Raw genomic sequence first — 23,170 nt, forward strand, 5'->3', positions numbered from 1 at the left:
ATCGTTTCCCGGCGGCACCCGCCGGGACTATTGGCTTATTTTCTCATTATTCAGACCAAGGCGACACGATCTGGATCAATGCGTTTCACCTGATTTTATTGGCCTTTTCCGCGCTTATCCTTGCAGCGCCTCCCACATTTCCAGATCGCGCTGGGCGGTCCAGATGCGGGGGGTGTCGATACCACGGGCTTCGTCATAGGCGCGGGCGACGTTGAACGGCAGGCAATGCTCGTAGATGGCGTAATCCTTGAACTTCGGGTCACAGGCTTCGCGCACAGCGTCCCAAGCCTCTTTCAATGTACCATTGCGGGCAGCAACTTTGGCGGCTGGGCGATAGGTGCTCTCGACAAAGTCACGGGTGCTTTCAATGGCACGGGCCACGGCCTCTTTGCCGATCAATGCGCCGCCGCGACCCGGCGCAATTGCGTCGACGTCAAAGGCGGCGATGTTGTCCAGCGTGTCGCCCCAGTCGGCAAAGTGACCATCGCCACAGTAACAGGCGGAATGATCTTCGACGATATCACCAGTGAACATGACATTCTGATCTGGGACATGAATGACGATATCACCCGCCGTATGCGCACGACCCAGATGCATCAGGTCAACACGGCGGTTGCCCAGATAAACGGTCATATCTTCGCTGAACGTGGTGGTGGGCCATGTCAGGCCGGGGATCGACTCGTGGCCTTCGAACAGGCGAGGGAAGCGTTGGAATTCGCTGTCCCAGTCCTCTTGGCCGCGCTCAACTACCATCGAACGGGCGGTGTCGCCCATGATGATCTGACTGGCACCAAAGGCCGAAGCCCCCAGCACGCGCACCGCGTGGTAGTGGGTCAGCACAACATGGCTGATCGGTTTTTCGGTGACCGAGCGCACACATTCGATCACCTTGTTGGCCAGACGTGGTGTCGCCTGCGCCTCGACAATCATCACGCTATCATCGCCGATGATCACCCCCGAGTTTGGGTCGCCCTCAGCGGTAAAGGCATAGAGCCCTTCGCCGATTTCGTCGAAGGTGATTTTCTTTTCCGTCATGTCCCCTTGGGACGCAAATGCCTTGGCCATGGTCTTAATCCTCTTGCAGGAATTCGAGGCGGTTTCCAAACGGATCATTTGCAAAGAACCGTTTGCGCCCCTCAATTGTGGTGTCCCAGACCATGTCATGGCCTGCTGTTTCAAACCGCGCCGCCAGCGCGGAAATATCTGTTGCGCGTAACCCCGGATGGGCTTTCTTCGCCGGAGCAAACGGCTCTTCCACACCCAGATGCAATTCACTGCCAGCCAGCGCAAACCACAACCCACCGCGCGCTTGTAGCGCGTCAGGCTTAGGGATTTCGCGCAGACCGATTAGATCGCCCCAGAAGGCGCGGCACAGGTCCTCGCCCCCTTTGGGGATCGCAATCTGGATATGGTCGAGCGTCAGCATCACTTAACGCGCATATGGATCGTCAAGCGCGGCAATCACGGTGCCGGTGCAGTCGCCAAAGCCGATGGTGTAACCCTTGCCCTTGGCCGCGCCTTTCAATGTCAGCGTGTCGCCATCTGCGATGAACGAGCGTTCTTCGCCAGTGTCCAGCGTCAGCGGCTCTTTGCCACCCCAGCTCAGTTCCAGCAGTGATCCACGTTCGGGCTTGGTTGGGCCGGAAATGGTGCCCGAGCCCAACAGATCGCCCGAATTCATCGGGCAGCCAGATGTGGAGTGATGCGCCAGCTGTTGCGCAGCCGAGTAATACATTTGGTTATAGTTGGTGCGGGCAATCGTGGTGGCGTCTTTGCCCTCAGGCGCCATCATGACCTCAAGGTCGATGTTGTACAGCATCGGACCACAGTCCTTGATGTGGTCCAGCAGCTCAACCTCGCGCTCTGGCGTGTCACAGCGAAACGGTTCCAGCGCAGCCTTGGTGACAATCCACGGGCTGATGGATGTCGCGGTGGCCTTGGCCTGAAACGGGCCCAGCGGCTGGTATTCCCAGGCCTGAATGTCACGCGCCGACCAATCGTTCAGCAGCACATAGCCAAAGATGTTGTCATCCGCCTCTTGCACGGTGATCGGCCCATCGGACGAGGTGCCCACAATGGCGCCCATCTCCAGCTCAATATCGAACCGTGCGCAGGGAGCCCAGCGTGGAGCAGCGTCATTTGGTCCCTTCAACTGACCCCAAGGACGGCGCACTTCGGTGCCCGATACCACAACAGACGAGGCCCGGCCGTTGTAACCGATTGGGATATGCAGCCAGTTCGGCGGAAGCGCGTTTTCGGCGCCGCGGAACATGGTGCCCACATTGGTGGCATGGTGACGACCGGCATAGAAATCGGTGTATTCACTGACGGCCATTGGCATATGCATTTCGGCATCCGCCATGGGTACCAGCAGTGGCTCTACCTTGTCCTGATCCGCAGACCCCTTGGCCAACAGCGCGGCCAGTCGTTCACGCAGTGCGGCCCAGACGGCGGGGCCTTCATCCATCAGGTCATTCCAATAAGGAACCTCGAACAGCGGCTCGTCGGTCAGGGCAATCAGTCCACTTTCTTCGGCGGCCTGCATGTCCAGGATCATATCTCCAATGGCAACACCACAGCGGGGATCACCGTCTTCAGTGGAAAAAACGCCATAGGGCAGGTTGTTCAGCGGGAAGGGGTGGTTTGCATCGTTGGCCGAGGCCACCCAGCTTTTCATCAATGTCATGCGCGGGTCCTTTGTTGGGCGGTGCGTGCAAGCACACACCCTACGTGTACTGTTGGTGTAGGGTGCGTGTTTACACGCACCTCTGGTTCTATTTCTTGCCGGGGGTGCCGTCGAACTTCTTCTCAATATCCGACCAGCAGTCGATATAGTCATCCTGCAACGGCGCGTCCTTGGCTGCAAATGCTGTAAGGTGCTGCGGGAAGCGGGTCTCGAACATGAACGACATAGTATTGTCCAGCTTTTCAGGCCCAAGGTTCGAATTCGACGCGCCTTCAAAGGCGTTTTTGTCCGGACCATGTGGGATCATCATGTTGTGCAGGCTCATGCCGCCGGGGATGAAGCCTTTGGGCTTGGCGTCATACTGGCCATAGATGTTGCCCATCAGCTCAGACATGATGTTCTTGTGGTACCATGGCGGACGGAAGGTGTTTTCGGCCACCATCCAACGCTCGCGGAACAGGACAAAGTCGATATTGGCGGTGCCGGGCTGGCCCGAGGGCGCAGTTAACACGGTAAAGATCGACGGATCTGGGTGATCAAACAGGATTGCCCCAACTGGGCAATAGGTGCGCAGGTCGTATTTCACCGGCGCATAGTTGCCGTGCCAAGCCACCACGTCCAGCGGTGACTGGCCGATCTTGGTTTCGTGGAACTGGCCGCACCACTTGATGGTGACAGTGGATTCAACTTCACGGTCTTCAAACGCAGCAACCGGCGCTTTGAAGTCCCGTGGGTTGGCCATGCAGTTGGCGCCAATCGGACCACGACCCGGCAATTCAAATTTCTGGCCGTAGTTTTCGCAGACAAAGCCACGGCAAGGACCTTCCAGCACCTCTACGCGGTACAGCAAACCACGCGGGATGATGGCGATCTCTTGCGGTTCAACGTCGATAATGCCCAATTCGGTACTGAACCGCAGGCGACCCTCTTGTGGCACCACCAGCATCTCGCTGTCGGCTGAGAAGAAATAGCTATCGACCATGCTTTCGGTGACCAGATAGATATGGGTGGCCATGCCGACCTGGGTGTTCACATCACCGGCGGTGGTCATTGTGTGCATGCCGGTCAGCCAGGTCAGGCCGGTGTCGCTGTGGGGCAGCGGGTCCCAGCGGTACTGGCCCAGGCTGATCACATCTGGATCCACATTCGGCGCAGATTTCCACTGCGGCAGATCAATCTTTTCATAGCGATGGCTATGCTTGACCGATGGGCGAATGCGGTAGCACCAGGTGCGTTCGTTCTGATGGCTGGGCGCAGTGAATGCCGTGCCAGACAGCTGCTCGCCGTACAGCCCATATTCACATTTCTGCGGCGAGTTCATGCCCTGTGGCAAAGCACCGGGCAGGGCCTCGGTCTCATAGTCATTGCCAAAACCGGGCATATAGCCGGTGTGCGGACCCTCAAGCGAGGGCGCCTGGATCATCTCGATGGGATCAACAGGGTGTGTCATCGCGCGTTTCCTTCCATGTCTGCCTGTTTCGGTAATAGTTGTTTTTGTAACTAACAAGGGATAGAAGGCCCTCATGACACAAAAAGATGACTTCGCCCTGCAAGATTTCCTGCCCTTCCTGCTGAACCGCGCCGCCGAGGACAGTTCGCTGGAGTTTCAGGCCCAGTATAAAGACCGCTATGGGATGCTGCGCACCGAGTGGCGGGTGCTGTTTCACCTTGGGAATTATGGCAGTATGACCGCCAAGGAGATTGGCCTGCGCGCTAAGATCCACAAGACCAAGATCAGCCGGGCAGTGGCCAAACTGGCTGAGCGTCGGTTTGTTGCACGGGATCGTGATGAAAATGACCGTCGGGCAGAACATCTGAGTTTGACATCCGCTGGCGAAGCGGCCTATCGAGACCTCCGCTCGGTTGCCAAGAACTATGACGACAAGCTGACGGCTCAGTTCAGTGCAGACGAGGTGGAAACCCTGCGACGCATGTTGCGGAAATTATCCGGTATCCAAGAATAGAAAATTCCCAAAGGCATGCCCACATGGGGCAAACCTATCGAGGCCTGAATGACTGAAATTGACAAAATCGCAGCACCGCTAATCGCTTGGATCACCGAGCAAGGATTACAGGGGCTCAGCCGTGAGGATATTCTGCGCGGGTACTGCGAGCGTCTGGTTCAGGCGGGTGTTCCCTTGTTGCGCTTTCATCTGGCACAGCGTGCTTACCACCCCAAGTTCGGCGGCATCGGCTTCAGCTGGACCAGCGCCGAGGGCCTGACACACCAACATTTTCAGCGCCAAGAAACTCCGATTGAGGCCTGGTTGCGCAGCCCATTCTACCGGATGCTGCAAATGGACAATGAAGAGTTCCGCTCTTCCTTTGGCACTGATGATGTCACTGATTTCCCGGTGCTGAAAGAGCTGGCCGCAACCGGCGCGACAGATTATTTTGCCACACGGCAAATGTTTGGTGAGCCAATGGATGTGCCGATCAATCCGAATGAACCTTCCGAGGGGATGATGGTGTCCTGGACCTCAGACCAAGAGGGTGGGTTTTCGGACGATAACCTGAACTTGTTCCGTCGGCTGTTACCGCATCTGGGCCTGGCTTTGAAATCCTCGTCGCATCGGCAAATGGCGAGTGACCTGTTGCAGGTTTATCTGGGGCGCGATGCCGGTCGCCGGGTGCTGTCGGGCGAAATTCAGCGCGGATCATCTCAGCAGATTGACGCTGTGATCTGCTACTTTGACCTCAAAGGGTTCACCCGCCTTGCCGAGCAGCTGCCCGGCTCTGATCTGATCGATATGTTGAACGATTATTTCGCCTTGGCCGTTGCAACGATCCAGTGCCACGGCGGCAATATCCTCAAGTTCATGGGGGATGGCATCCTGACCATGTTTGACCTTGGCAGTATCGAGGCAGACGCGATTGCAGCGCTGGATGCGGCCAGCGAATTGCGTGCCAAGATTGCCGTTCGCAATAGCGAGCGGGCTGCTGCAGGCCTGCCAATTGCTGACTTTACCCTGGCGCTTCATGCTGGGGAAATTCTGTATGGGAACATCGGGGCTGAAAACCGGCTGGATTTCACCGTGATCGGCCCAACTGTAAACCTGACCTCGCGGATTTCCGGTCTTCACCGAGAGGTCGGGCAGAGCATTATTGTGTCCGAGGTGGTCCAGCGCGCCGCGCAATCATCGCCACATGATCTGGTATCATTGGGCCGCTATATGCTGCGCGGTGTGTCTGCCCCGGTCGAGTTGTACACCATTTACGAAGGCAAAAAATAACCCGCACCGGTTGGGGGCGGGCTGGAATGCTTAGATGTCGATCTCGACACCCGGCAGATTGACAGCCTTCATCATATCGCGCAGCTCTTGCCGGGCGGCAATGTTCGAGATGTTCATCTGTTTGACGCCGATGTCTTTCAGATCCAGCAACGTTAGGCCGCGCGGGAACAGCTCGCGGAAGATCACCCGCTCGGAAAAACCGGGGGCAACCCGGAACCCGATGCGCTTGGACAGCATCGCAATGGCGCGCTCCATCTTTTCCTTGTTGACCATTCGCTGAGTACCCACACGGTTGCGGATCACCACCCAGTCGATGGGTTTCAACCCGGCCTGTGCGCGCAGCTGACGGGCGTTCCAAACCATCTCGGAATAAACCGATGGCCCAAGGATCTTTTCGCCCTTTTGGTCGATATGCGCCAGCAGGTCGAAATCAACAAAGCTGTCATTCAGAGGCGTGATCAGGGTATCCGCCAGCGAATGCGCCACCTGGCTAAGGCGGGTGTGCGATCCGGGGCAGTCGATCAGGATGAAATCATTGTCTGGCTCTAGCGCAGCCACCGCCGCGGACAGACGATGGTCATAGATATTCTCACCTGGTTGCAGGGTTGCAGGATCAATCTCGGGCAGATCATGGCATTGAACAGTCGCCAGCTCCAGCTCGGCTTTGTCCATGAATTCCTGACGGTTTTCCAGATAGCGGCCCATCGAACGCTGCCGCAAATCCAGATCCAGCGCAGCAATCTTGTGGCCATGGCGGGCCAGTGCTGTTGCCAGATGCATCGATACGGTGGACTTGCCTGCGCCACCCTTTTCGTTCCCGACGACAATGATATGCGCCATCAATAGTCCCTTCGTTACCGCGCGATCCAGCGCGTTGGTTGGCGAGACTATAGAAGCGCTTGGATTTGATGAAAAGCGCTCAAATCCCTTTATTAGGGCCTGTTTTTACGCATTTTGACGGTTATCCGCTCAAACAAAAAACGCCGCCCCCGATGGAGCGGCGTTTTCGAAAACCGAAATGGTGCTAAGCCTAGAAGCCCAGACCTTCGTATTTCTTTTTGAATTTGGATACACGGCCACCGGCGTCCATCAGACGGGTGTTACCACCGGTCCAGGCAGGGTGAACCGAAGGGTCGATGTCCAGCGCCATTTGGTCGCCTTCTTTGCCCCAGGTCGAGCGCATTTCCAGAATGGTGCCATCGGTCATTTTGACGTTGATGGTGTGGTACTCGGGATGGATGTCTTTTTTCATGATACCACTCCTTACGCTTTTTTGGCTTTGTAGTTCGTATCTTCGGCGATACGAGCAGACTTACCGCGACGGCTGCGCAGATAGTACAGCTTGGCGCGACGAACGCGGCCACGACGGACTACTGTGATTGCGTCGATGTTGGTCGAGTGCAGAGGGAATACGCGCTCTACGCCTTCACCAAAGGAAATCTTACGCACGGTGAACGAGCCGGCGATGCCGCGGCCGTTGTTGCGCGCAATGCAGACGCCTTCGTAGTTCTGAACACGGGTGCGCGACCCTTCGGTCACTTTAAAGCCAACGCGGATGGTGTCGCCGGCTTTGAAATCGGGGATGTCGTGCCCCAGGGCGGCAATTTGTTCCGCCTCCAACTGTGCGATCAGGTTCATCGCAAACTCCTAATTTTTAGATCGTGGGTTATCCCACGACGATTTATGCAGTCCGAGAGCTCTTGGTCTTCACCGGGTCCGCAGAAGCGCCCGCCAGAGTTCGATCCGTCCATTCCTGTGTGCTGATTTTCCGCCCACTGCCAGTGATCGAAGAAGATCAGACAGTATGTAGGCTCCAAACCAAACGGCCCGGAGCCACAAATGCGAATCCAGACAGCGCCTTTTAGGCCTGCTGGGACTATGTGGCAAGGGGCAATTGTTGGGGGAAGTCGATCTCGCAAAGTTCGGTCCGGGTCCAGATCAGACTATGAAGTTCGCTATTGTCGTCGCCCCGTTGCTACCCATGCTGTTGCAACATAAGAACGATGTCCGTCAGCTTCGCCATCTAGATAGGCATCTCGCACGGCATCTTTTATCTGTTTTTTCAGTTCGGCGGGTCTCTTCGAAAGGTAGGATGGAATTGGGCCGTCCTTCCCGTCGAACGGTTTCCAATAGTCTTCGAAGGAGGCGAATTCAGTTCGGATGTGGATCTCACTGATCTGAACCTGGGCAAAGCCCGCTGACTTCAAAGCATTTTCCAGATGTCCCGGTCGCGTAAGCGGTCGAGTGAAGTTCTTTTTTCGGAGTTCGCTAGCCTCAGGGTCCAGCATTGAAGCTGTGTCCAGAAAGAAGCGATTGAACACGAGGCCTCCTCTTACATCCCAAATGGCTACCGAAAAACGGCCACCCATCTTCAAAGTGCGCGAGATCTCAGAGATCGCGACGCTTGTGTTTGGAACAAAATTTAAGACAAGTTGGGATACAACATGATCGAATGTTTCATCCGGCATTGGAAGAGCATTCAGGTCAGCAACTTCGAACGAAACGCGTGGGTCTGAAATTTGTTGTGAAGCATATTCAACATAAGCATTAGAGATGTCGACACCGGTAATGTCTGCGGTTTCGGTGCGGCCCAATATCTCTGACGTCAGTGCGCCTGTACCGCATCCGGCGTCGAGAATGTTGCTGCTATCCTCAAGCTTTATGAGATCCAAAAACTTTGGTGCTAGCAAGCGGCTAAAACGCCCCATTTGCAACTCATAGCCATCGCCACTGGAAGCCGAAAAATCTGATGAGTTCGATCCCACTGTACTATCCCCAAATTGATAATGCCCACGCAACTGATCATTTCAGCCTACACATCACTCACTAGTCGTATCACAGACGCGACCTGATTTCTATTACCGCCAAGCAAGACGGGGTGCCCGGGTGTTAGGTAGTCCGGCCAAAAGGTGGATGGCGGCTTTGTTCGAACAATTGTCTTTGCCAATCTCGTCTTTTTGAAAGCTAATAAAATGTGCAAGTGGGGCGAAGCTGATGTAGCAATTAACCCATTCAGATCGTTAAACGCAGAAAGCGAAACCGGAATGACCGAGACAGACAAGATATTCGCAACACTGGACGAATACGCCGCAGCCTATTGCGCCAAGGATCTGGATCGTTTGATGGCGATCTTTGTCGATGGCGAGGGTATCTCGCTGATCGGTACCGGCGCGGATGAGCTGTGTTCGGGGCGGGCGCAAGTGGCAGCTGTGTTTGAACGCAATTTCCGTGATGCGACTGCCAAGCAGTTTGCGTGGAAATGGAAGGACATCGCCGTTCACGATACGGCGGCCACTGCAGCGGTGACACTGGACATTCATCTGGACATCGACGGTGAGAGCCTGACGGTTCCGGTCAGGTGGACCGTTTCTTTGGTCAAAATCGGCACCGATTGGAAATGGGTCCACCGCCATGCCTCGGCTGCGGCGGGATCTCAGGATGAGGGCGCTGCGTATCCGACGGGTGACAACTGAAAACATAGCGACAAAGTATTTAAGGCCTCCACGTTGAAGCACGCGAAAACCATCATTGTCTCGGACACAATGCAATCCAACTACCAGTATGACCTCGAGGCCCCCACAGGGGCTGAGTTTGCTGCGGAGTTTACCCCCTATTACACGCCGCAACAGATGCTGCACATGGGCGTGTTCGAGGGAAAGTATTGCAATGACTGCACCGATGAATTCCCCGCCGAGTGGTTTGCGGAGGCTAAGCTGTCAGACACACCTGACCCCAGCCTCAATTACTTTGGTATCAAAAGCCGTCAGCCGCTGTCGGTTTGGAAGGACAAGGGGTGGATCTATGGGCCCGACCCACGCGAATGGTTTCAGTGGTACTGCCGTTATTACCTTGGACGTCGCCTGCCAGAGATTGATGCGATCCAGATCAAACGTTGGAAAGCCTTTCGCCGTCATGCGGGGCAGGTCAGGGCCAACTGTGATCCCGGCGATCCCTTTTGCCGTCCGCGACAACGGCAAGCCCTGCTGCAATGGGCGCATAATGCGTTGATCTGAGGAGGGAGGACTGTCCATGAAACAAGCGATTATCGTCACCGGCCTCCCCGCCAGCGGTAAAACCACCGTGGCCAGACACCTCGCCCAAAACTTGAATCTCCCTTTATTGGACAAGGACGATTTTCTGGAAGAGCTGTATGAGGCGAAGTTCCCCAAGTCGCAGGCTGAACGGCGTGAGCTGAGCCAGATCAGTGACCGGCATTTTCAACAAAGCGCGTTGGATCTGGATGCGGTGGTTTTGGTGTCCCACTGGCGGCCATTAGGTGGTCCACAAAACACCGGGACGCCGACGGACTGGCTGTCACAGGCCTTCCCCCGGACAATCGAGGTTTATTGTGAGTGTCCGCCAGATGTGGCGACCACTCGATTTTTGAACCGAACCCGGCATCCAGGACATCTAGATCAGGAACGGGACCCAGCGGATCTGGCAGCAGGCATGGCCGCGCTGGCCAGTGGATATCCGTTGGGCCTGGGAACCTTGATAACAGTAAGGACCAAGGCTCAGGTTGATCTGCCGCCACTTGTGGCAGAGATCCTGAGGTATCAGTCGGTCTGATCGTCAATCTTAGCTTCTGGTGCATTGCGCATCACCGACTCGATTCCGTTGTCGCGGCCCGAAGCACTGGTATAGCTCTGCGATGTGCCGATCACCTGGCCATTGGTGGCTTTCAGGTTGAACATATGCTTGCCCGATGCAGTTTCCTTGCGCTCATAACGTGCATCATCACCGGCGTTTTTCTGAACCGATGCGATGCCGTTTTCGGCGCTGGATTTCTGTTTGTAGCCCTCGCTGGCCAGAATATTCTCGCCGTTGCCCGCTTTCAAACGGAACCGGAATTCACCTGCTTTGTCGGTGTAGAGTTCGAATTTCCCAGCCACGCTGCTGTCTCCTATTTCTCAATAAATATGAGGCGACTAAAACACGGCTAGGCCAAGACAGCAACGATTTGGTTCAACCATTGCGGTGGGAGGGCTGTAAGGGTCGCCAGATTAGCGGTCTTCGTCTTTCTTGCGGCAGTATGCTTCCCACAGGTCGGGGCGACGTTGCTTGGTGATTTCTTCGCTCAGTTCGTGCCGCCACTTGGCGACATTGCCGTGATGGCCAGACATCAGCACATCGGGGATCTTGCGACCGTTCCACTCGGCCGGGCGGGTATATTGCGGATGCTCTAGCAGGCCCGAAGAAAAGCTCTCTTCCTCGGCTGAGGCCTGGTTGCCCAGTACGCCGGGGATCAGTCGCACCGTGGCATCAATCATCGCCTGCGCCGCCAGCTCTCCGCCGGTCATCACAAAGTCCCCGAGCGAGACCTCTTGGATGTTGTAGTGCTCCAGTACCCGCTCATCGACACCTTCGAACCGGCCACAGAGCAGGGTAACGCCATCAGCCCGGGCAAGGTTCTGCATCATCGCCTGATCCATCGGCTTGCCGCGTGGGGTCAAATAGATCAGCGGGTGATTGCCCGTGACGCCTTCCATCGCGTGTTCGATCGCATTGCCCAGCACATCAGGGCGCAGCACCATGCCCGCACCGCCACCGGCCGGAGTGTCATCAACATTGCGGTGCTTGGTCAGCCCAAACTGACGCAGGTCGATGGTCTCCAACTGCCACAACCCCTCTTGTAGGGCCTTGCCGGTCAGGCTCTCACCCAGCACACCGGGAAAGGCGGTTGGGAACAGGGTCAGGATCTTGGCTTTCCACACGCCAACCAGATCCGGTGTTGGTGTCATCAGTTCGCGCGGCTTGAATGTTGGGCGGATGGCCTTACGACCGTGAGATTTTGCTTTTTTGTCCTCGGTCACAAGATGGCTTCCATTTTAGTCGATAGGGGGAGAAAGGGGCCTAGAATAATCCGTCAGGTGGATCAGCGATGATACGGCCTTGGTCCATGTCTACAGTTGGCACCGCGTCCTGTGTAAACGGCAGCAATACGGTGTCCTTCAATCCTGGTCCGTGGATTTCCAGCAGATCTCCGGCGCCATGGTTCACCACCGACTTCACCTGGCCCAGTAAGGTGCCGCCGGTATCAAACACATCCAGCCCGGTCAGATCGGAGTAGTAGTATTCATCATCTGGCAGGTTGGGCAGGGCGTCGCGCGTTGTAAATAGGCGCAGGCCCTTGATGGCGTCGGCCTGTTCCTTAGTGTCGATACCGCCCAAAATGGCAACAAACCCATTGTTGGTGACACGGGTCAACGAGACTGTGAAGCTCTGGCTGCCATCCTCGCATTGCAGCGGTGAATAGCTCTCGATATCTTCGGGGACCGCACAAAAACTTTTGAGGCGAACTTCGCCGCGCACACCAAAAGAGCCAGCAACTGCGCCAATGCAGATCAGATCACTCATTGTTTTCTCCTGTGCACAATCCGGCCTTTACCGATCCGCCTGCCAGATGACACCGTTCGGTGTGTTTCATCCGGTCAAAGCCAATGCCAAGCGCAAAGGCCAGGGCAAACATCATCACTGTTCGAATGGGACGTAGCAGCAGGCTCATCGGGTTTCAATCTTTAGCCGGTCCTGTCGGGCTTCCCAGCCTTTCTGTTCCAGCTCAGGGGTTTCGGAAACCTCTTCGGGATGGCCCAGACAGAAGTAGCCAATCAGCTGCCAATCATCTGGTACATTCAGATCGCGGTTCAGCTGGTCGGGATCTAGGATCGACACCCAGCCCAGCCCGAGACCCTCGGCGCGTAGGGCTAGCCAGAACAGGGTGATGGCGGTGACGACGGAATAGCGGCGCATTTCCGGCATGGTGCCTGCGCCCAGACCGTGGCCTTTGGAGGTCGAGTCATCACAGTAAATCGCCAGCTGCACCGGCGCGTCCTGCATGCCAGTCAGTTTAAGCTGCGAATAGGTCTTGGCCCGGTCACCTGAGTAACCCGCCAGAGCATCTGAATTCGCGGCTTGGAAATTTTTCAAAGCGGCGGCGCGGGCCGTCTCGCTCTCAACGCGCAAGATGCGCCAGGGTTCGCTGAGGCCCACAGAGGGGGCCAGGCGGATGGCGTCGAGACAGCGCGTCAGCACCGTCTCGTCCATCGGATCTTTGCGGAACCGGCGCACATCGCGCCGGAGCCGCATCAGCAGATCAAGCTGGCTGCGAAAATCCTCGGAAAACTCAGAGTCCCGCAGCCTCACCTGATTATTCCGCGTCGGCTGCTTCAGCAGACTTGGCAGCTTTTTCTTCAGCGCGCTCAACGGCTTTTTTGCCTGGAGTACCCTTTTTAGGGTTGTTGCGCTCTGCCTTTTCGCGAACGCCAGCTGCTTCCAGCATACGTGCGATACGGTCAGTTGGCTGGGCGCCTTTGGAGATCCAGTACTGAACGCGCTCGATGTCCATTTTTACACGCTCTTCGCTGTCTTTCGGCAGCAGCGGGTTATATGTGCCCAGCTTTTCGATGAAGCGACCATCGCGTGGCATACGGCTGTCAGCCGCAACGATGCGATAGAAAGGACGTTTTTTGGAACCGCCGCGGGCGAGACGAATTTTCATAGCCATGAGAGTTTCTCCTTTAAGTGGCTTTGTCGGTGGTATCTCCACCGGCATTCTTGGTTGTTCTGGTGGGGTTTGCAGATGCGTGCCCTGTTGGTTATTCCTGATGCTTCTTGTGGTGATGGATCACCTCGGTGATGATGAAGTTCAGGAAATTCTTGGCGAATTCGGGGTCCAGGTCGGCGCGATCGGCCAGATCTTCGAGACGGGCAATTTGGCTGGACTCGCGGGTTGGATCCGACGGCGGCAGATCGTGTTCCGCCTTGAGACGGCCCACCGCCTGGGTGTGCTTGAACCGCTCGCCTAAAGTATAGACGAGGATCGCATCCAGACGGTCGATGCTTTCGCGGTGTCCTTTGAGGATCTCCGCAGCGCGTGTCACGTTGTCAGTCAAGGGCCCATCCTTTTGGTTTGAACAGCGGGTCGGCGTAGTGGCTGATTTCCATCTCGATACCGTGTTTGACTTGGCTATCCTTCAGCACATAGGGCGAAGGGTGGCGATAGACCGCGTCATTGCCGTCGATGGTCTTGGCATCTTTGTCTTTGGTCGCGCCCAGACGTTCGGCCAGGCGGATGGAATCCAGGTTTTTGGGGTCGATATAGCTGACTGCGCCGTCCCAACCCTGCTGGGTGTAGAAGTAGTTGCGCGCAGCATGTGTTGCTTCGAGCGCGTAACCACGGCCAGCGGCATCGGGCCAGATGATCCAGGCGATCTCACGCTCGGGCCAGCCAGCAGGCATCCAGCCGCCGGCCATGCCATAGGTCTCATCTGTTACCTTGTCGTGGATCATCCACATGCCAAAACCGTGGATCTGCCAGTGACCGATTTCAGCCGCATAGAGCATCCAGGACTCATACTGGTTCAGCGGGCCACCCATGAAACGCGCACGGTAGGAGCTGAAAGTGGCCTTGAAATTCGGGTAGTCCGAGGCTTCGGGGCCGCGCAGGATCAGGCGGTTGGTCTCAATCGTGGGGATGTTTGCTGCAGGCATCAGGCTGCTCCCCCATCTGTCAAAACACTTGGGTGACGCCAGATCTGGCAGGGATAGTCCATCACCACGGTGTCTTTTTCGCAAACAGCACCCATCCGCTTGGCCAAGGCCTGAGAGCGGGTGTTTTCGTGAGCGATCAGACTGATCACGCGGTCAAGACCAAACTCGCGCGCCACGTAGTCGCGTGCTGCGCTGGCGGCCTCGAATGCAAAACCTTTGCCTTCGAACCCGTTGAACAGGGTATAGGCCAGTTCGGGTTCGGGCCATTCGATGTGGTGCAGAATACCGGCCCAGCCGACGACTTTGCCGGTTGCTTTTTCTTCGACATGCCAGATGCCGTAACCGCGCATGGCCCAGTGGCCCAAGCCGCGCAAAGTGCCACGCCAGCAATCGCTACGGTCCATCGGACCGCCAACAAACTTGCTGCGATCCGTGGCAAAGAAATCGACCATCGCGTCAAGATCTTCCATGCGGTGGCCGCGCAGGATCAGGCGTTCGGTTTCCACAACAGGAATATTCAGCGTTACAGAGGTCATGCATAGGCCTCCGGGCTGCCGTCTGTTTCCAGAGTTTCGGATGACGGGTGGCGCCAGATTTCCAGGGTGCCGTGGCGCTCGTGGTCGAACATACCATCAAAGGTCGCACCCATGCGTTTGGCCACACCGCGCGAGCCATCGTTGGCCGGGGCAACCAGACTGATGGTGGTGGTCCAGCCCAGGGTCCCATAGGCGTATTCACGGGCTGCCAAGGCGGCTTCGGTTGCGTAGCCTTTGCCCTCGAACCCGTTCATAAGATCCCAACCCAGCTCGGGCTCGGGCCAGCCAAAGGGGAACCACAACCCGATGATACCGGCCAGCTTGCCAGTTGCAGTTTCTTCAACCGCCCAACGGCCATAACCACGCAGAGGCCAATGGCCTAGCTCGGTTGCCAGCATGCGCCAGCTTTGTTCTTCGGTTGCGGGACCACCCACAAATTTCGACCGCTCAGACGCGTAGAAGGCGGCGAAGTCGGGGAAATCACCGGCTTCGGGCGCACGTAGCGTCAGGCGTGGGGTCGAGATTGTGGGGATCAGCATCAGGCCAGATCCTCGAGCGCTTCAATAGGTAGGGCGTCCAGCACCGGGCGGGTGAAGCTGCGGTCATAGCGGCGAATGCAATCGGTGGTTTTCGCAAAGGCAAAGGCCTTTTGACAGTCAGCGTCATCTACCGATGCGATGCGATAGGCTTCGTAAGCGGCCAGTGATGGAAACGAGAAATGGGCATAGGCGATATCATTGGCGCCCTCGTGGGGCAGCCAATAGCCATGGTGGGTGCCGCCCATGCGGTTGACCAGCCCGATCCATACCCGGCTGTACGCCTCAAAGACGTCGACCTGATTGGGGTCAATTTCATATCGCAGGGTGCAGGTGATCATTTCTTTTTGCCAAACCCGCTTAGACCAGGGGGCAGGCCCATGCCGCCGCCCAGACCGGGTAGCTTACCGCCCATCTGTTTGGCTGCTGCTTCCAAAGCCGCTTGATCCATACCGCCCATGTCGCCAGCGCCGGGCATGCCGCCACCTTTGCCCATCATGCCCTTCATGGCTTGCTTGAGCATGCCGCCTTTGCCCATTTTGCCCATCTTCTTCATCATGTCGCCCATCTGGCGGTGCATTTTCAGAAGCTTGTTCAGGTCGGAGACTTCCATGCCCGCACCGCGCGCAATCCGCTTTTTGCGGTTGGCCTGCAAGATCTTGGGGTTGGCGCGTTCTTTCTTGGTCATCGACTGGATCAGCGCGATCTGGCGTTTCAGGATCTTATCGTCAAACCCGGCTTCTTCGACCTGCTTGGCCATTTTGCCCATGCCGGGCATCATCGACATCATGCCTTCCATGCCACCCATTTGCTGCATCTGTTCCAGCTGAGTGCGCAGGTCGTTCATGTTGAACTGACCCTTCATCATGCGCTTCATCATGCGCTCGGCCTGTTCGGCCTCGATGGTTTCCTGCGCCTTTTCAACCAGCGCTACGATGTCGCCCATGCCAAGGATACGGCCAGCAATACGGTCAGGCTCAAACGTTTCGAGCGCGTCCATCTTTTCGCCAAGGCCGACAAAGCGAATGGGCTTGCCAGTGACGGCACGCATGGACAGGGCCGCACCGCCGCGTCCATCACCGTCCATCCGGGTCAGGACTACGCCCGACACACCAATCTTGTCGTCGAATTCCTGTGCAACCTCGACGGCGACCTGACCTGTCAGGCCATCGACCACCAGCAGAGTTTCCCGAGGCTCGACCACATTGCGGACGTCCTCGACCTCTTGCATCAGGGTCTCATCAATGTGCAGACGACCGGCAGTGTCGAGCATATAGACGTCATAGCCACCCAGCATCGCCTGCTGCTTGGCCCGCTTGGCGATATCAACCGGGTTCTGGCCTTTGACGATTGGCAGGGTGTCGACACCGATCTGGGTGCCCAGCACCGCCAACTGATCCATCGCCGCCGGACGATAGACGTCAAGCGAGGCCATCAGGACCTTTTTGCCTTCTTTGTCTTTCAGGCGTTTGGCCAGCTTACCGGTGGTGGTGGTCTTACCCGAACCCTGCAGACCAACCATCAGGATTGGGGCAGGTGGGTTGTCGACCTTGAGCTGACCGGGATCGCCTTCACCCTGCAGGGTGGCAATCAGCGCGTCGTGAACGATTTTGACAACCTGCTGACCGGGGGTCACCGATTTGGTAACCGCCTGACCGGTGGCTTCGGTCTGAACCTTTTTGACAAAATCCCGCGCAACCGGCAGCGAGACATCGGCCTCAAGCAGCGCAACGCGGACTTCGCGCAGGGCGGTTTTGACGTCTTCCTCAGAAAGCGCGCCCTGTTTTGTCAGCCGGTCAAAGACACCTGATAGGCGTTCGGATAGATTTTCAAACATGCCTCTTGGGCTCCTTTGCCGGTTTCTGTCGTGGCGCCCCTATAGATAGGGAGCAAGTGGTCCATACACAATTGCCCCCACGGGCGTAACACGCTGGTGGGGGGCGATCCCTGGTACGAGCAGGGACCGGAAGATTCTGGTTCTTCCGGATGTTGAGGGAGGCGTTACGCCTGATCGCGCGCAGAGTCAAGCGGGGCGGTCTCGATCCACTTGTTTACAGCGTTGACCAGACGGGCCGGGCCGCGGGTGTTGGTATAGCTGATGACTATGGGATGCAGCGTGCCGCCGATATCCAGCGAGGGGCGGTACATGGTGCTGGCATTGCCATTGTTCATGGACGAAACCGTGGTTTCCAACACTGCCTTGTTCAGCTGTGACAGGGGGTGGGTGTCTTCGCTATAGGCATAGAGTGATTGTGTGCGGATGGTGATGAGGTTGCTGGTGCAGTCAAATATCACCTGCACCCGGCGCACAAAGACGACAAAACAGACCGCCCCGATGCCGCCTCCAAACAATCCAAAAGGAATGCCAAACATAGGCTCTTCGGTTGCAACCATCAGTCCGGCGCCGACAAAGACCAGAATAAACAGGAGCAAAGCAATCCCAATCAGCCAAGGCTTGTTGGCGAGGATCAGTTGCTGAGGTGTGTTGCGGATGACTTTCATGATGGGGGTAGGGTAGTGGGTTTTTGGGGGGAGTGATACTGTGGGTTTGCAGAGAGCAGCTGGAGTTTGACTTGTGTCCTGATTGGACGACATTTCAGCGTTGAGGAAGCTTCCGTTACCGTTTTTCCTCAGTAACTTTATTACCAGTTGTCGTTGAGGAGGGTTTGCAATTTACTGTTGTAATCCCGTCGGAGGAAGTCTCGGTCATATTGAAGACGCAGTGTTCTGTGTTCAGGTGTAGCATTAGCATCGCCGCACCCATCGTTACAGCAAACGACGCGCAGAAGAGAGCCATGTATTTTACAAGCATCCTTAGTGGATGTGCGCCCTCATTGTGACGCAGGACACGCCACATGGGGCCGAAACCACCAGTTAACACAGATTCCCAAGGGCGGTCTCGACCTGTGTTGTTCGCCATAAGGATCAGGCCCACGAAAGAGGCCATGAACCTGACAAAGTGAAAAATTGTCACGAATAGGCCAACAATAGAAATCGTCAGTAGGAGATAAATCACGGTGTACATTACTTCAGCGCCTTTAAAAAATACGACTGCGGATTAGTCAGCGATACCGAATTCGACTTTGTTTACGCCACTATGATGCAACTAAAAAGAAGCCTTTCAAGCCTGGGTATTCTTAGCCGGAAAATGTCTCCGCAGTAGTTTTGAACCATCTACGACTGTTTGTTAGTTCATCGCCTAAAATCAATCTTGTACGATCACGGACATAATGTGACCCGCAATAAGAATGGACCGCAAGCACAAGGGCAGGTTATCATGTGGCTTAGTGGCTTAGTGGCTTAGTGGCTTAGTGGCTTAGTGGCTTAGTGGCTTAGTGGCTTAGTGGCTTAGTGGCTTAGTGGCTTAGTGGCTTAGTGGCTTAGTGGCTTAGTGGCTTAGTGGCAATTGCCTCTTGACCCCAGCCTGCCCTTGGCAAACACTTGGAACCATACCGCCATGGCCCGACTCCCGAACCGGGGGGTCACCAAGCGACCAGACGGGGCGAGGCAGAGCTCATATTCAGACAGTCAACGCGGCCATATACATCCGCGCTTCCTTTTCGTGCAGCCATTTGGACGCCGAGGAAGGATGAGAGTATGAGGGTATTTACGATTTTGGGGCCGTCGCAGTCGGGTAAATCGACACTTGCGGCAGCTTTGGCCGCGCTGGAGGGCACGGCGGGCAAGCGTCAGGACGTGGCGCATGTGGCGGCGTTGCAGCCGTTCCAATTTATGAAAGAAGACTGGACAGCGATTGATATTGCCGGTGGTCCGGAGAACCTGTCTCAGGCCGGTCCGGCACTGGCGGCCAGTGACGCTGCGGTATTGGTGGTCCCGGCTGATGCCGAGGCGGCGGTGCTGAGCGCGCCGTATATCAGGCTGATCGAAGAGGCGGGCATCCCCGCCTTTCTTTTTATTAATCGCATGGATGTGGCCCCCCACCGGGTGGCCCGGATTGTCGAATCCTTGCAAACCTATTGTCGGCATAATCTGGTGTTGCGGCAGGTACCAATGCGCGAACATGGCGAGGTTGTCGGCGCGGTTGATCTGATCTCGGAACGGGCCTGGAAATATAACGAGGGTAGACCCTCGGCGCTGATCAAACTGCCCCGCGACATGATGCATCGCGAGCAAGAGGCGCGCGGCGAGATGCTGGAGACACTGGCTGATTTTGATGATCACCTGATGGAAGAGCTGATCGAGGATCATAAGATTCTGACGGCAGAAGTTTATGATGTTGCCACCAAAGTGTTGCAGCACAATGATCTACTGCCGGTGCTGCTGGGGGCGGCCAGCCATTGTAATGGTGTAATGCGGCTGATGAAATCACTGCGCCATGAGGCGCCTGATGTCAGCGTGACGCTAGAAAGATTATCGCAGAATTCGCAAAAGGGTGGCGAGGTTGTTGCGGTTGGTTGTTTGGCGGATTTGGTCAAACACCTGGGCAAGACGATAACCGTGCGCGCGATGGATGGCGACATGGGCAACGGTGTACCTGTAGCGGGTGCGACGCTGGGATCGTTGACCGGGCTGGCCAAGGGATCAAATGGCGATGGGTTGTCCTCGGGGGATATGGGGCAGGCGGTAAAGTCTGATCACTTGAACATGGGCTATGCCTATTTGCGCGACGGCAGTGCCGAGTTGCCGAGTTGGGCGCAGCCGCATCCGTCAACCTTTCGCCGGGTGGTGACTCCGGTACGGGACCGCGATGATGCGCGACTGTCGGTGGCACTGGAACGGCTGGGTGAAATTGACCCGGCGCTGGTGGTCGAGCAACACGCACAGACCGGTCATGCGGTGCTGAATGTGCAGGGGCCCTTGCATATGCGTCGGGTACTGGAAACGCTGAGGCAGGGATTTGGCATCAAGGTCGAAGAGTCCAGAGTGCCGCCGGAATTGCGTGAAACCATCACACGGTCGGTGGAAATCCATCATCGACATCGCAAGCAATCCGGTGGAGCCGGGCAGTTTGCCGATATCAAGATCGAGCTGCGCCCTGAACCGCGTGGCAGTGGGTTTCGGTTTGAAGAGACCATCAAAGGCGGCGCTGTCCCCAAGAACTATATCCCCTCGGTCGAGGCGGGGGCGCGAGATGCATTGATGCAAGGGTTGAACGGGCATCCGGTGGATGATCTTTGTGTGATCTTGAAGGATGGCAAGCACCACGCGGTGGACAGCTCAGACTTTGCCTTTCGGACAGCTGGCAAGAACGCCGTGCGCGAGGCACTGAAGGAAGCTGGGCCGGTGCTGTTGCAGCCGATCATGCGGGTGCATATCCATGTGCCGACCGTGTTCACAGGTGGGTTGGTGCCGGTGGTCAGCGGTATGAAAGGGCAGATCCTGGGGTTTGAAAACAACCCGGATGCGGCTGGCTGGGATGTGTTTGAAACCTTGCTGCCGATGGCGGTTCAGGATGAGCTGTGCAATTCTCTGGCCAGCGTCACCCGTGGCACCGGGTGGTTCAGCACTGATTTCGATCACTACCAAGAGGCGCGGCGGGCGGATTTTGCCGATGCTTGATTGAACTTGGGAAACGCCCGGCTGAACATGGCCGGGCGTTTTCCGTATTGCATTTCCCATACATTCCACGTGATCTGCGCCGACTGAAATCTCACACTCGGACGGTTGTTATGAACGCTTCTCCTCAGGATCTGGATCAGATGCCACTTTCTTCAGATGCGCTGTTAGCACAGCTGGATGATTGGGGGCTGGATTATGTGCTGCACGAACACGTGGCGCTGCGCACGGTCGAGGATGCCAAACAGGTTGAGGCGGATATCGCGGTGCCGGGGGAAAACGCGCTGCGGGTCAAGAACCTGTACCTGCGTGACAAGAAGAAGCGGAACTATCTGGTGACGCTGGAGCAGGACCGCGCCATTGATCTGAAAGCGCTGGGCGGTGAGCTGGGCGTGGGCGGGTTGTCCTTTGGCTCGGCAGATCGGTTGATGCAGAACCTTGGGGTGCTGCCCGGTGCGGTGACGCCACTGGCGATGATCAATGGTGTGTCGAACAACGTGCGGTTTTTCATGGATGCGACGGGCAAGGATGCCGATGTCATCTATATGCACCCGCTGGTGAACACCCGCACAATCGCAATGAAGCGCACCGATTTGATGGCGTTTTTTGATCGCGTTGGGTGCGAGGTGAGCTGGGTTTAAGTCAACCTTTTGGCCCGACAGGGTGTTTGCCTTGCCGGGTTAATTGCCGTTGAGTTGTGTGGTCCTGTTCTTGACCGATGTTGTTACATGTGGCGACGCCGCCAAAAGCGGATTTGGTCGGTGACTTTTCAACGCCAAGGCGCCGTTTCGGTTGTTTACTGCTCACTAAACGTTTTAGGTTCTTACTAGTGTTGGGACAAGAAAAGTTGAAATCCATTCTTCAATATATAATTGGCTCGCTAATTATATGTGCATTCATTTCAAGGGCGCTGCACGTGGCGCTAAATGCCGAAAATAGTGTTTCAGAAAGGCTGGGAGCGGTAACTTTTCTACTTATTGTGGTTCCATTGTTTTTGTATCCACTGGTTCAAATTTTGAAAAAAGTTATTAGACGACGTGGCAACGATGAGTAACTTGCCCTTTAATATCCCTCGAGCGTAAATGCATTCCCAAAAGCACCCCTTCCACAAGGGGGCCCTGTTCCTTTGCCGGGCTTGCTAAACCGGTCGGTGATCGCGATCGACAGGCACTATCTCAGTGAATTCAGAATATCTCGTAACCTGACCGTACGGTGGGTGCGCAACACCCGAACTGTATGGCGGAAAATGCATCTGGTAGCAGCAGGTTGTCCGGACATGCGCCTGCCTGCCCCCTTGGCAGGCGCATTCGCGCCAGCCCTGGCAGTCTCATGTCCTCTGTTCTGCAAGGAGGCCTGCCAGATGTCACAGAACCTTTTCGTCACTCAGCGCCAGATCTAGGGCGGCGGCGACATGGGCGGCTGAGGGGTTGATGAACAGAAACCCTTCGGCGTGGAAGCTGACGTCATCGATGTGATCGGGAAAGGCCAGTGGCAGCTCGGTGCAGGCCAGTAGGATGGCGGTGTCGGGTTTGGCGTGGCGTTTGCAAAAACGCAGCAGGCGTTCGCGGGCTGCATCGGATCCGCCGGAATAGAAATCCTCGTCGATCATGGCCTGCATTTCTGCGATCTCGCCATCGGGGAGGCGGCTGTTTGCAGTGATCCCATGAGCGGTTAGGGCCTCGGCATAGTTGCTGGCCTGCATGGTGACGGCGGTGCCCAAAACCAAGGCCGAGGTTGCACCTGTGGTGGCGGTGGCTTTGGCGGTTTCGTCCAGAATGCTGATGATCGGAATGTTTACCCCACGACGGATGGAGTGCAACCGGGCATGAGGCGTATTGCTGGCCATTAGGGCAAAGTCACACCCTGCCTTTTCAAGCGTCAGCATCGCGATGCGAAAGACGGCGTCGAACGCCTCCCAGCTGGCTTCATTTCCCGGCGCGCCGCGCAGGCTGCGGGTGTGGGCTTGGGTGACGGATTCGATTGTGATGGGGGGCACGGGCAGCGGCGAGGTGGCGCCACGGGCGGCGAAGAAGGCACCAGAGCCTTGGGCAATGGCGCGGTAGTAATCCACGGTTGAGGCCCAGCCAACGCCGCCAAGAATGCCAATCTTCTTCATCGAAATTATCCACCTGTTGCTGCAATAGGTGCAGCCTGTCCTAAGGTGGGGCTGGG

Annotated in this window: 29 protein-coding genes; 7 read left to right on the forward strand and 22 right to left on the reverse strand. The window is 56.5% G+C overall.

Annotated features, from left to right (window positions below):
- Positions 1 to 114: 114 nt before the first annotated feature.
- From AC2T28_RS20160 to hmgA, 4 genes are all read right to left on the reverse strand, one after another.
- A complete protein-coding gene (locus AC2T28_RS20160; RefSeq protein WP_486750448.1) occupies positions 115 to 1,065 on the reverse strand; it encodes an MBL fold metallo-hydrolase in 951 nt (316 codons plus the stop codon).
- A 4-nt stretch (positions 1,066 to 1,069) separates the two neighbouring features.
- A complete protein-coding gene (locus AC2T28_RS20165; protein ID WP_486750449.1) occupies positions 1,070 to 1,426 on the reverse strand; it encodes a VOC family protein in 357 nt (118 codons plus the stop codon).
- A gap of 3 nt (positions 1,427 to 1,429) precedes the next feature.
- Positions 1,430 to 2,686 carry a fumarylacetoacetase gene (fahA, locus tag AC2T28_RS20170; RefSeq protein ID WP_486750450.1) on the reverse strand — a complete coding sequence of 419 codons (1,257 nt, stop codon included), beginning with the start codon at positions 2,684 to 2,686 and terminating at the stop codon, positions 1,430 to 1,432.
- A gap of 88 nt (positions 2,687 to 2,774) precedes the next feature.
- Complete coding sequence (hmgA, locus tag AC2T28_RS20175) at positions 2,775 to 4,136, reverse strand: homogentisate 1,2-dioxygenase (protein WP_486750451.1); 1,362 nt, start codon at positions 4,134 to 4,136, stop codon at positions 2,775 to 2,777.
- Positions 4,137 to 4,209: 73 nt separating this feature from the next.
- Between hmgA and AC2T28_RS20180 the strand changes: the two genes are divergently transcribed.
- Both AC2T28_RS20180 and AC2T28_RS20185 read left to right on the forward strand, forming a co-directional pair.
- Positions 4,210 to 4,650, forward strand: coding sequence for a MarR family winged helix-turn-helix transcriptional regulator (locus AC2T28_RS20180; RefSeq protein WP_486750452.1), 441 nt, complete (start codon positions 4,210 to 4,212; stop codon positions 4,648 to 4,650).
- A 48-nt stretch (positions 4,651 to 4,698) separates the two neighbouring features.
- Entirely contained in the window at positions 4,699 to 5,919 is a 1,221-nt protein-coding gene (locus AC2T28_RS20185) for an adenylate/guanylate cyclase domain-containing protein (protein WP_486750453.1), read from the forward strand.
- 30 nt (positions 5,920 to 5,949) lie between these two features.
- On the opposite strand, the gene AC2T28_RS20190 is transcribed toward AC2T28_RS20185, so the two are convergent.
- From AC2T28_RS20190 to AC2T28_RS20205, 4 genes are all read right to left on the reverse strand, one after another.
- The gene (locus AC2T28_RS20190) at positions 5,950 to 6,759 is read right to left on the reverse strand and encodes a division plane positioning ATPase MipZ (protein ID WP_486750454.1); all 810 of its coding nucleotides are present in this window, start codon (positions 6,757 to 6,759) and stop codon (positions 5,950 to 5,952) included.
- Positions 6,760 to 6,949: 190 nt separating this feature from the next.
- Positions 6,950 to 7,171 (reverse strand): 50S ribosomal protein L31, encoded by a 222-nt coding sequence (gene rpmE / locus AC2T28_RS20195; RefSeq protein ID WP_138163801.1) that lies wholly within the window; start codon positions 7,169 to 7,171, stop codon positions 6,950 to 6,952.
- A gap of 11 nt (positions 7,172 to 7,182) precedes the next feature.
- On the reverse strand, positions 7,183 to 7,557 hold the full coding sequence (gene rplS / locus AC2T28_RS20200) for a 50S ribosomal protein L19 (protein WP_486750455.1): 375 nt from the start codon (positions 7,555 to 7,557) through the stop codon (positions 7,183 to 7,185).
- A gap of 317 nt (positions 7,558 to 7,874) precedes the next feature.
- Positions 7,875 to 8,684 (reverse strand): class I SAM-dependent methyltransferase, encoded by an 810-nt coding sequence (locus tag AC2T28_RS20205; RefSeq protein WP_486750456.1) that lies wholly within the window; start codon positions 8,682 to 8,684, stop codon positions 7,875 to 7,877.
- Between the two features lie 279 nt (positions 8,685 to 8,963).
- Between AC2T28_RS20205 and AC2T28_RS20210 the strand changes: the two genes are divergently transcribed.
- From AC2T28_RS20210 to AC2T28_RS20220, 3 genes are all read left to right on the forward strand, one after another.
- A complete protein-coding gene (locus tag AC2T28_RS20210; protein ID WP_486750457.1) occupies positions 8,964 to 9,392 on the forward strand; it encodes a nuclear transport factor 2 family protein in 429 nt (142 codons plus the stop codon).
- A 69-nt stretch (positions 9,393 to 9,461) separates the two neighbouring features.
- Positions 9,462 to 9,932 carry a hypothetical protein gene (locus AC2T28_RS20215; protein ID WP_486750458.1) on the forward strand — a complete coding sequence of 157 codons (471 nt, stop codon included), beginning with the start codon at positions 9,462 to 9,464 and terminating at the stop codon, positions 9,930 to 9,932.
- Between the two features lie 16 nt (positions 9,933 to 9,948).
- Complete coding sequence (locus AC2T28_RS20220; protein ID WP_486750459.1) at positions 9,949 to 10,488, forward strand: P-loop nucleotide/nucleoside kinase family protein; 540 nt, start codon at positions 9,949 to 9,951, stop codon at positions 10,486 to 10,488.
- Here AC2T28_RS20220 and AC2T28_RS20225 read toward each other — a convergent pair.
- The 13 genes from AC2T28_RS20225 to AC2T28_RS20285 all read right to left on the reverse strand — a co-directional run bounded on the left by AC2T28_RS20225 (position 10,476) and on the right by AC2T28_RS20285 (position 17,983).
- On the reverse strand, positions 10,476 to 10,811 hold the full coding sequence (locus tag AC2T28_RS20225; protein ID WP_486750460.1) for a YegP family protein: 336 nt from the start codon (positions 10,809 to 10,811) through the stop codon (positions 10,476 to 10,478). The two genes, AC2T28_RS20220 and AC2T28_RS20225, sit on opposite strands and share 13 nt — an antisense overlap.
- Before the next feature lie 111 nt (positions 10,812 to 10,922).
- A complete protein-coding gene (gene trmD / locus AC2T28_RS20230; RefSeq protein WP_486750461.1) occupies positions 10,923 to 11,732 on the reverse strand; it encodes a tRNA (guanosine(37)-N1)-methyltransferase TrmD in 810 nt (269 codons plus the stop codon).
- Between the two features lie 40 nt (positions 11,733 to 11,772).
- Entirely contained in the window at positions 11,773 to 12,276 is a 504-nt protein-coding gene (gene rimM, locus AC2T28_RS20235) for a ribosome maturation factor RimM (RefSeq protein ID WP_486750462.1), read from the reverse strand.
- On the reverse strand, positions 12,269 to 12,424 hold the full coding sequence (locus AC2T28_RS20240) for a hypothetical protein (protein ID WP_486750463.1): 156 nt from the start codon (positions 12,422 to 12,424) through the stop codon (positions 12,269 to 12,271). Before AC2T28_RS20240 ends, rimM begins: the two co-directional genes overlap by 8 nt.
- On the reverse strand, positions 12,421 to 13,056 hold the full coding sequence (bluB, locus tag AC2T28_RS20245; protein WP_486750552.1) for a 5,6-dimethylbenzimidazole synthase: 636 nt from the start codon (positions 13,054 to 13,056) through the stop codon (positions 12,421 to 12,423). Before bluB ends, AC2T28_RS20240 begins: the two co-directional genes overlap by 4 nt.
- 10 nt (positions 13,057 to 13,066) lie before the next feature.
- Entirely contained in the window at positions 13,067 to 13,423 is a 357-nt protein-coding gene (gene rpsP, locus AC2T28_RS20250; protein ID WP_157024005.1) for a 30S ribosomal protein S16, read from the reverse strand.
- Positions 13,424 to 13,514: 91 nt separating this feature from the next.
- The gene (locus AC2T28_RS20255) at positions 13,515 to 13,811 is read right to left on the reverse strand and encodes a chorismate mutase (RefSeq protein WP_486750464.1); all 297 of its coding nucleotides are present in this window, start codon (positions 13,809 to 13,811) and stop codon (positions 13,515 to 13,517) included.
- Positions 13,804 to 14,409, reverse strand: coding sequence for a GNAT family N-acetyltransferase (locus AC2T28_RS20260; protein WP_486750465.1), 606 nt, complete (start codon positions 14,407 to 14,409; stop codon positions 13,804 to 13,806). Before AC2T28_RS20260 ends, AC2T28_RS20255 begins: the two co-directional genes overlap by 8 nt.
- A complete protein-coding gene (locus AC2T28_RS20265) occupies positions 14,409 to 14,945 on the reverse strand; it encodes a GNAT family N-acetyltransferase (RefSeq protein ID WP_486750466.1) in 537 nt (178 codons plus the stop codon). Before AC2T28_RS20265 ends, AC2T28_RS20260 begins: the two co-directional genes overlap by 1 nt.
- Positions 14,942 to 15,484, reverse strand: coding sequence for a GNAT family N-acetyltransferase (locus AC2T28_RS20270; RefSeq protein WP_486750467.1), 543 nt, complete (start codon positions 15,482 to 15,484; stop codon positions 14,942 to 14,944). Before AC2T28_RS20270 ends, AC2T28_RS20265 begins: the two co-directional genes overlap by 4 nt.
- Complete coding sequence (locus tag AC2T28_RS20275) at positions 15,484 to 15,822, reverse strand: NIPSNAP family protein (RefSeq protein ID WP_486750468.1); 339 nt, start codon at positions 15,820 to 15,822, stop codon at positions 15,484 to 15,486. Before AC2T28_RS20275 ends, AC2T28_RS20270 begins: the two co-directional genes overlap by 1 nt.
- Entirely contained in the window at positions 15,819 to 17,318 is a 1,500-nt protein-coding gene (ffh, locus tag AC2T28_RS20280) for a signal recognition particle protein (RefSeq protein ID WP_486750469.1), read from the reverse strand. The genes AC2T28_RS20275 and ffh overlap by 4 nt, the downstream gene beginning before the upstream one ends.
- A gap of 164 nt (positions 17,319 to 17,482) precedes the next feature.
- Positions 17,483 to 17,983, reverse strand: a complete 501-nt coding sequence (locus AC2T28_RS20285; protein WP_486750470.1) for a hypothetical protein — start codon at positions 17,981 to 17,983, stop codon at positions 17,483 to 17,485.
- Positions 17,984 to 19,078: 1,095 nt separating this feature from the next.
- Between AC2T28_RS20285 and AC2T28_RS20290 the strand changes: the two genes are divergently transcribed.
- Both AC2T28_RS20290 and AC2T28_RS20295 read left to right on the forward strand, forming a co-directional pair.
- A complete protein-coding gene (locus AC2T28_RS20290; RefSeq protein ID WP_486750471.1) occupies positions 19,079 to 21,001 on the forward strand; it encodes an elongation factor G in 1,923 nt (640 codons plus the stop codon).
- A 110-nt stretch (positions 21,002 to 21,111) separates the two neighbouring features.
- Positions 21,112 to 21,639 carry a prolyl-tRNA synthetase associated domain-containing protein gene (locus tag AC2T28_RS20295; protein WP_486750472.1) on the forward strand — a complete coding sequence of 176 codons (528 nt, stop codon included), beginning with the start codon at positions 21,112 to 21,114 and terminating at the stop codon, positions 21,637 to 21,639.
- 722 nt (positions 21,640 to 22,361) lie between these two features.
- On the opposite strand, the gene AC2T28_RS20300 is transcribed toward AC2T28_RS20295, so the two are convergent.
- Entirely contained in the window at positions 22,362 to 23,114 is a 753-nt protein-coding gene (locus tag AC2T28_RS20300) for an aspartate/glutamate racemase family protein (RefSeq protein WP_486750473.1), read from the reverse strand.
- Positions 23,115 to 23,170: the final 56 nt, after the last annotated feature.

It is taken from the genome of Parasedimentitalea nitratireducens (assembly GCF_057444295.1).

Bases quoted from the DNA above. Each gene is read 5' to 3' on its own strand.
- AC2T28_RS20180 (WP_486750452.1), top strand. From the start codon at position 4,210: ATGACACAAAAAGATGACTTCGCCCTGCAAGATTTCCTGCCCTTCCTG.
- AC2T28_RS20215 (WP_486750458.1), top strand. From the start codon at position 9,462: ATGCAATCCAACTACCAGTATGACCTCGAGGCCCCCACAGGGGCTGAG.
- ffh (WP_486750469.1), bottom strand. From the start codon at position 17,318: ATGTTTGAAAATCTATCCGAACGCCTATCAGGTGTCTTTGACCGGCTG.
- AC2T28_RS20190 (WP_486750454.1), bottom strand. From the start codon at position 6,759: ATGGCGCATATCATTGTCGTCGGGAACGAAAAGGGTGGCGCAGGCAAG.
- AC2T28_RS20300 (WP_486750473.1), bottom strand. From the start codon at position 23,114: ATGAAGAAGATTGGCATTCTTGGCGGCGTTGGCTGGGCCTCAACCGTG.
- AC2T28_RS20265 (WP_486750466.1), bottom strand. From the start codon at position 14,945: ATGACCTCTGTAACGCTGAATATTCCTGTTGTGGAAACCGAACGCCTG.
- AC2T28_RS20275 (WP_486750468.1), bottom strand. From the start codon at position 15,822: ATGATCACCTGCACCCTGCGATATGAAATTGACCCCAATCAGGTCGAC.
- rpmE (WP_138163801.1), bottom strand. From the start codon at position 7,171: ATGAAAAAAGACATCCATCCCGAGTACCACACCATCAACGTCAAAATG.
- AC2T28_RS20260 (WP_486750465.1), bottom strand. From the start codon at position 14,409: ATGCCTGCAGCAAACATCCCCACGATTGAGACCAACCGCCTGATCCTG.
- AC2T28_RS20220 (WP_486750459.1), top strand. From the start codon at position 9,949: ATGAAACAAGCGATTATCGTCACCGGCCTCCCCGCCAGCGGTAAAACC.
- AC2T28_RS20210 (WP_486750457.1), top strand. From the start codon at position 8,964: ATGACCGAGACAGACAAGATATTCGCAACACTGGACGAATACGCCGCA.
- AC2T28_RS20160 (WP_486750448.1), bottom strand. From the start codon at position 1,065: ATGGCCAAGGCATTTGCGTCCCAAGGGGACATGACGGAAAAGAAAATC.
- AC2T28_RS20295 (WP_486750472.1), top strand. From the start codon at position 21,112: ATGAACGCTTCTCCTCAGGATCTGGATCAGATGCCACTTTCTTCAGAT.
- fahA (WP_486750450.1), bottom strand. From the start codon at position 2,686: ATGACATTGATGAAAAGCTGGGTGGCCTCGGCCAACGATGCAAACCAC.
- rplS (WP_486750455.1), bottom strand. From the start codon at position 7,557: ATGAACCTGATCGCACAGTTGGAGGCGGAACAAATTGCCGCCCTGGGG.
- AC2T28_RS20165 (WP_486750449.1), bottom strand. From the start codon at position 1,426: ATGCTGACGCTCGACCATATCCAGATTGCGATCCCCAAAGGGGGCGAG.
- rimM (WP_486750462.1), bottom strand. From the start codon at position 12,276: ATGAGTGATCTGATCTGCATTGGCGCAGTTGCTGGCTCTTTTGGTGTG.
- hmgA (WP_486750451.1), bottom strand. From the start codon at position 4,136: ATGACACACCCTGTTGATCCCATCGAGATGATCCAGGCGCCCTCGCTT.
- AC2T28_RS20185 (WP_486750453.1), top strand. From the start codon at position 4,699: ATGACTGAAATTGACAAAATCGCAGCACCGCTAATCGCTTGGATCACC.
- AC2T28_RS20270 (WP_486750467.1), bottom strand. From the start codon at position 15,484: ATGCTGATCCCCACAATCTCGACCCCACGCCTGACGCTACGTGCGCCC.
- AC2T28_RS20240 (WP_486750463.1), bottom strand. From the start codon at position 12,424: ATGAGCCTGCTGCTACGTCCCATTCGAACAGTGATGATGTTTGCCCTG.
- rpsP (WP_157024005.1), bottom strand. From the start codon at position 13,423: ATGGCTATGAAAATTCGTCTCGCCCGCGGCGGTTCCAAAAAACGTCCT.
- AC2T28_RS20285 (WP_486750470.1), bottom strand. From the start codon at position 17,983: ATGAAAGTCATCCGCAACACACCTCAGCAACTGATCCTCGCCAACAAG.
- AC2T28_RS20290 (WP_486750471.1), top strand. From the start codon at position 19,079: ATGAGGGTATTTACGATTTTGGGGCCGTCGCAGTCGGGTAAATCGACA.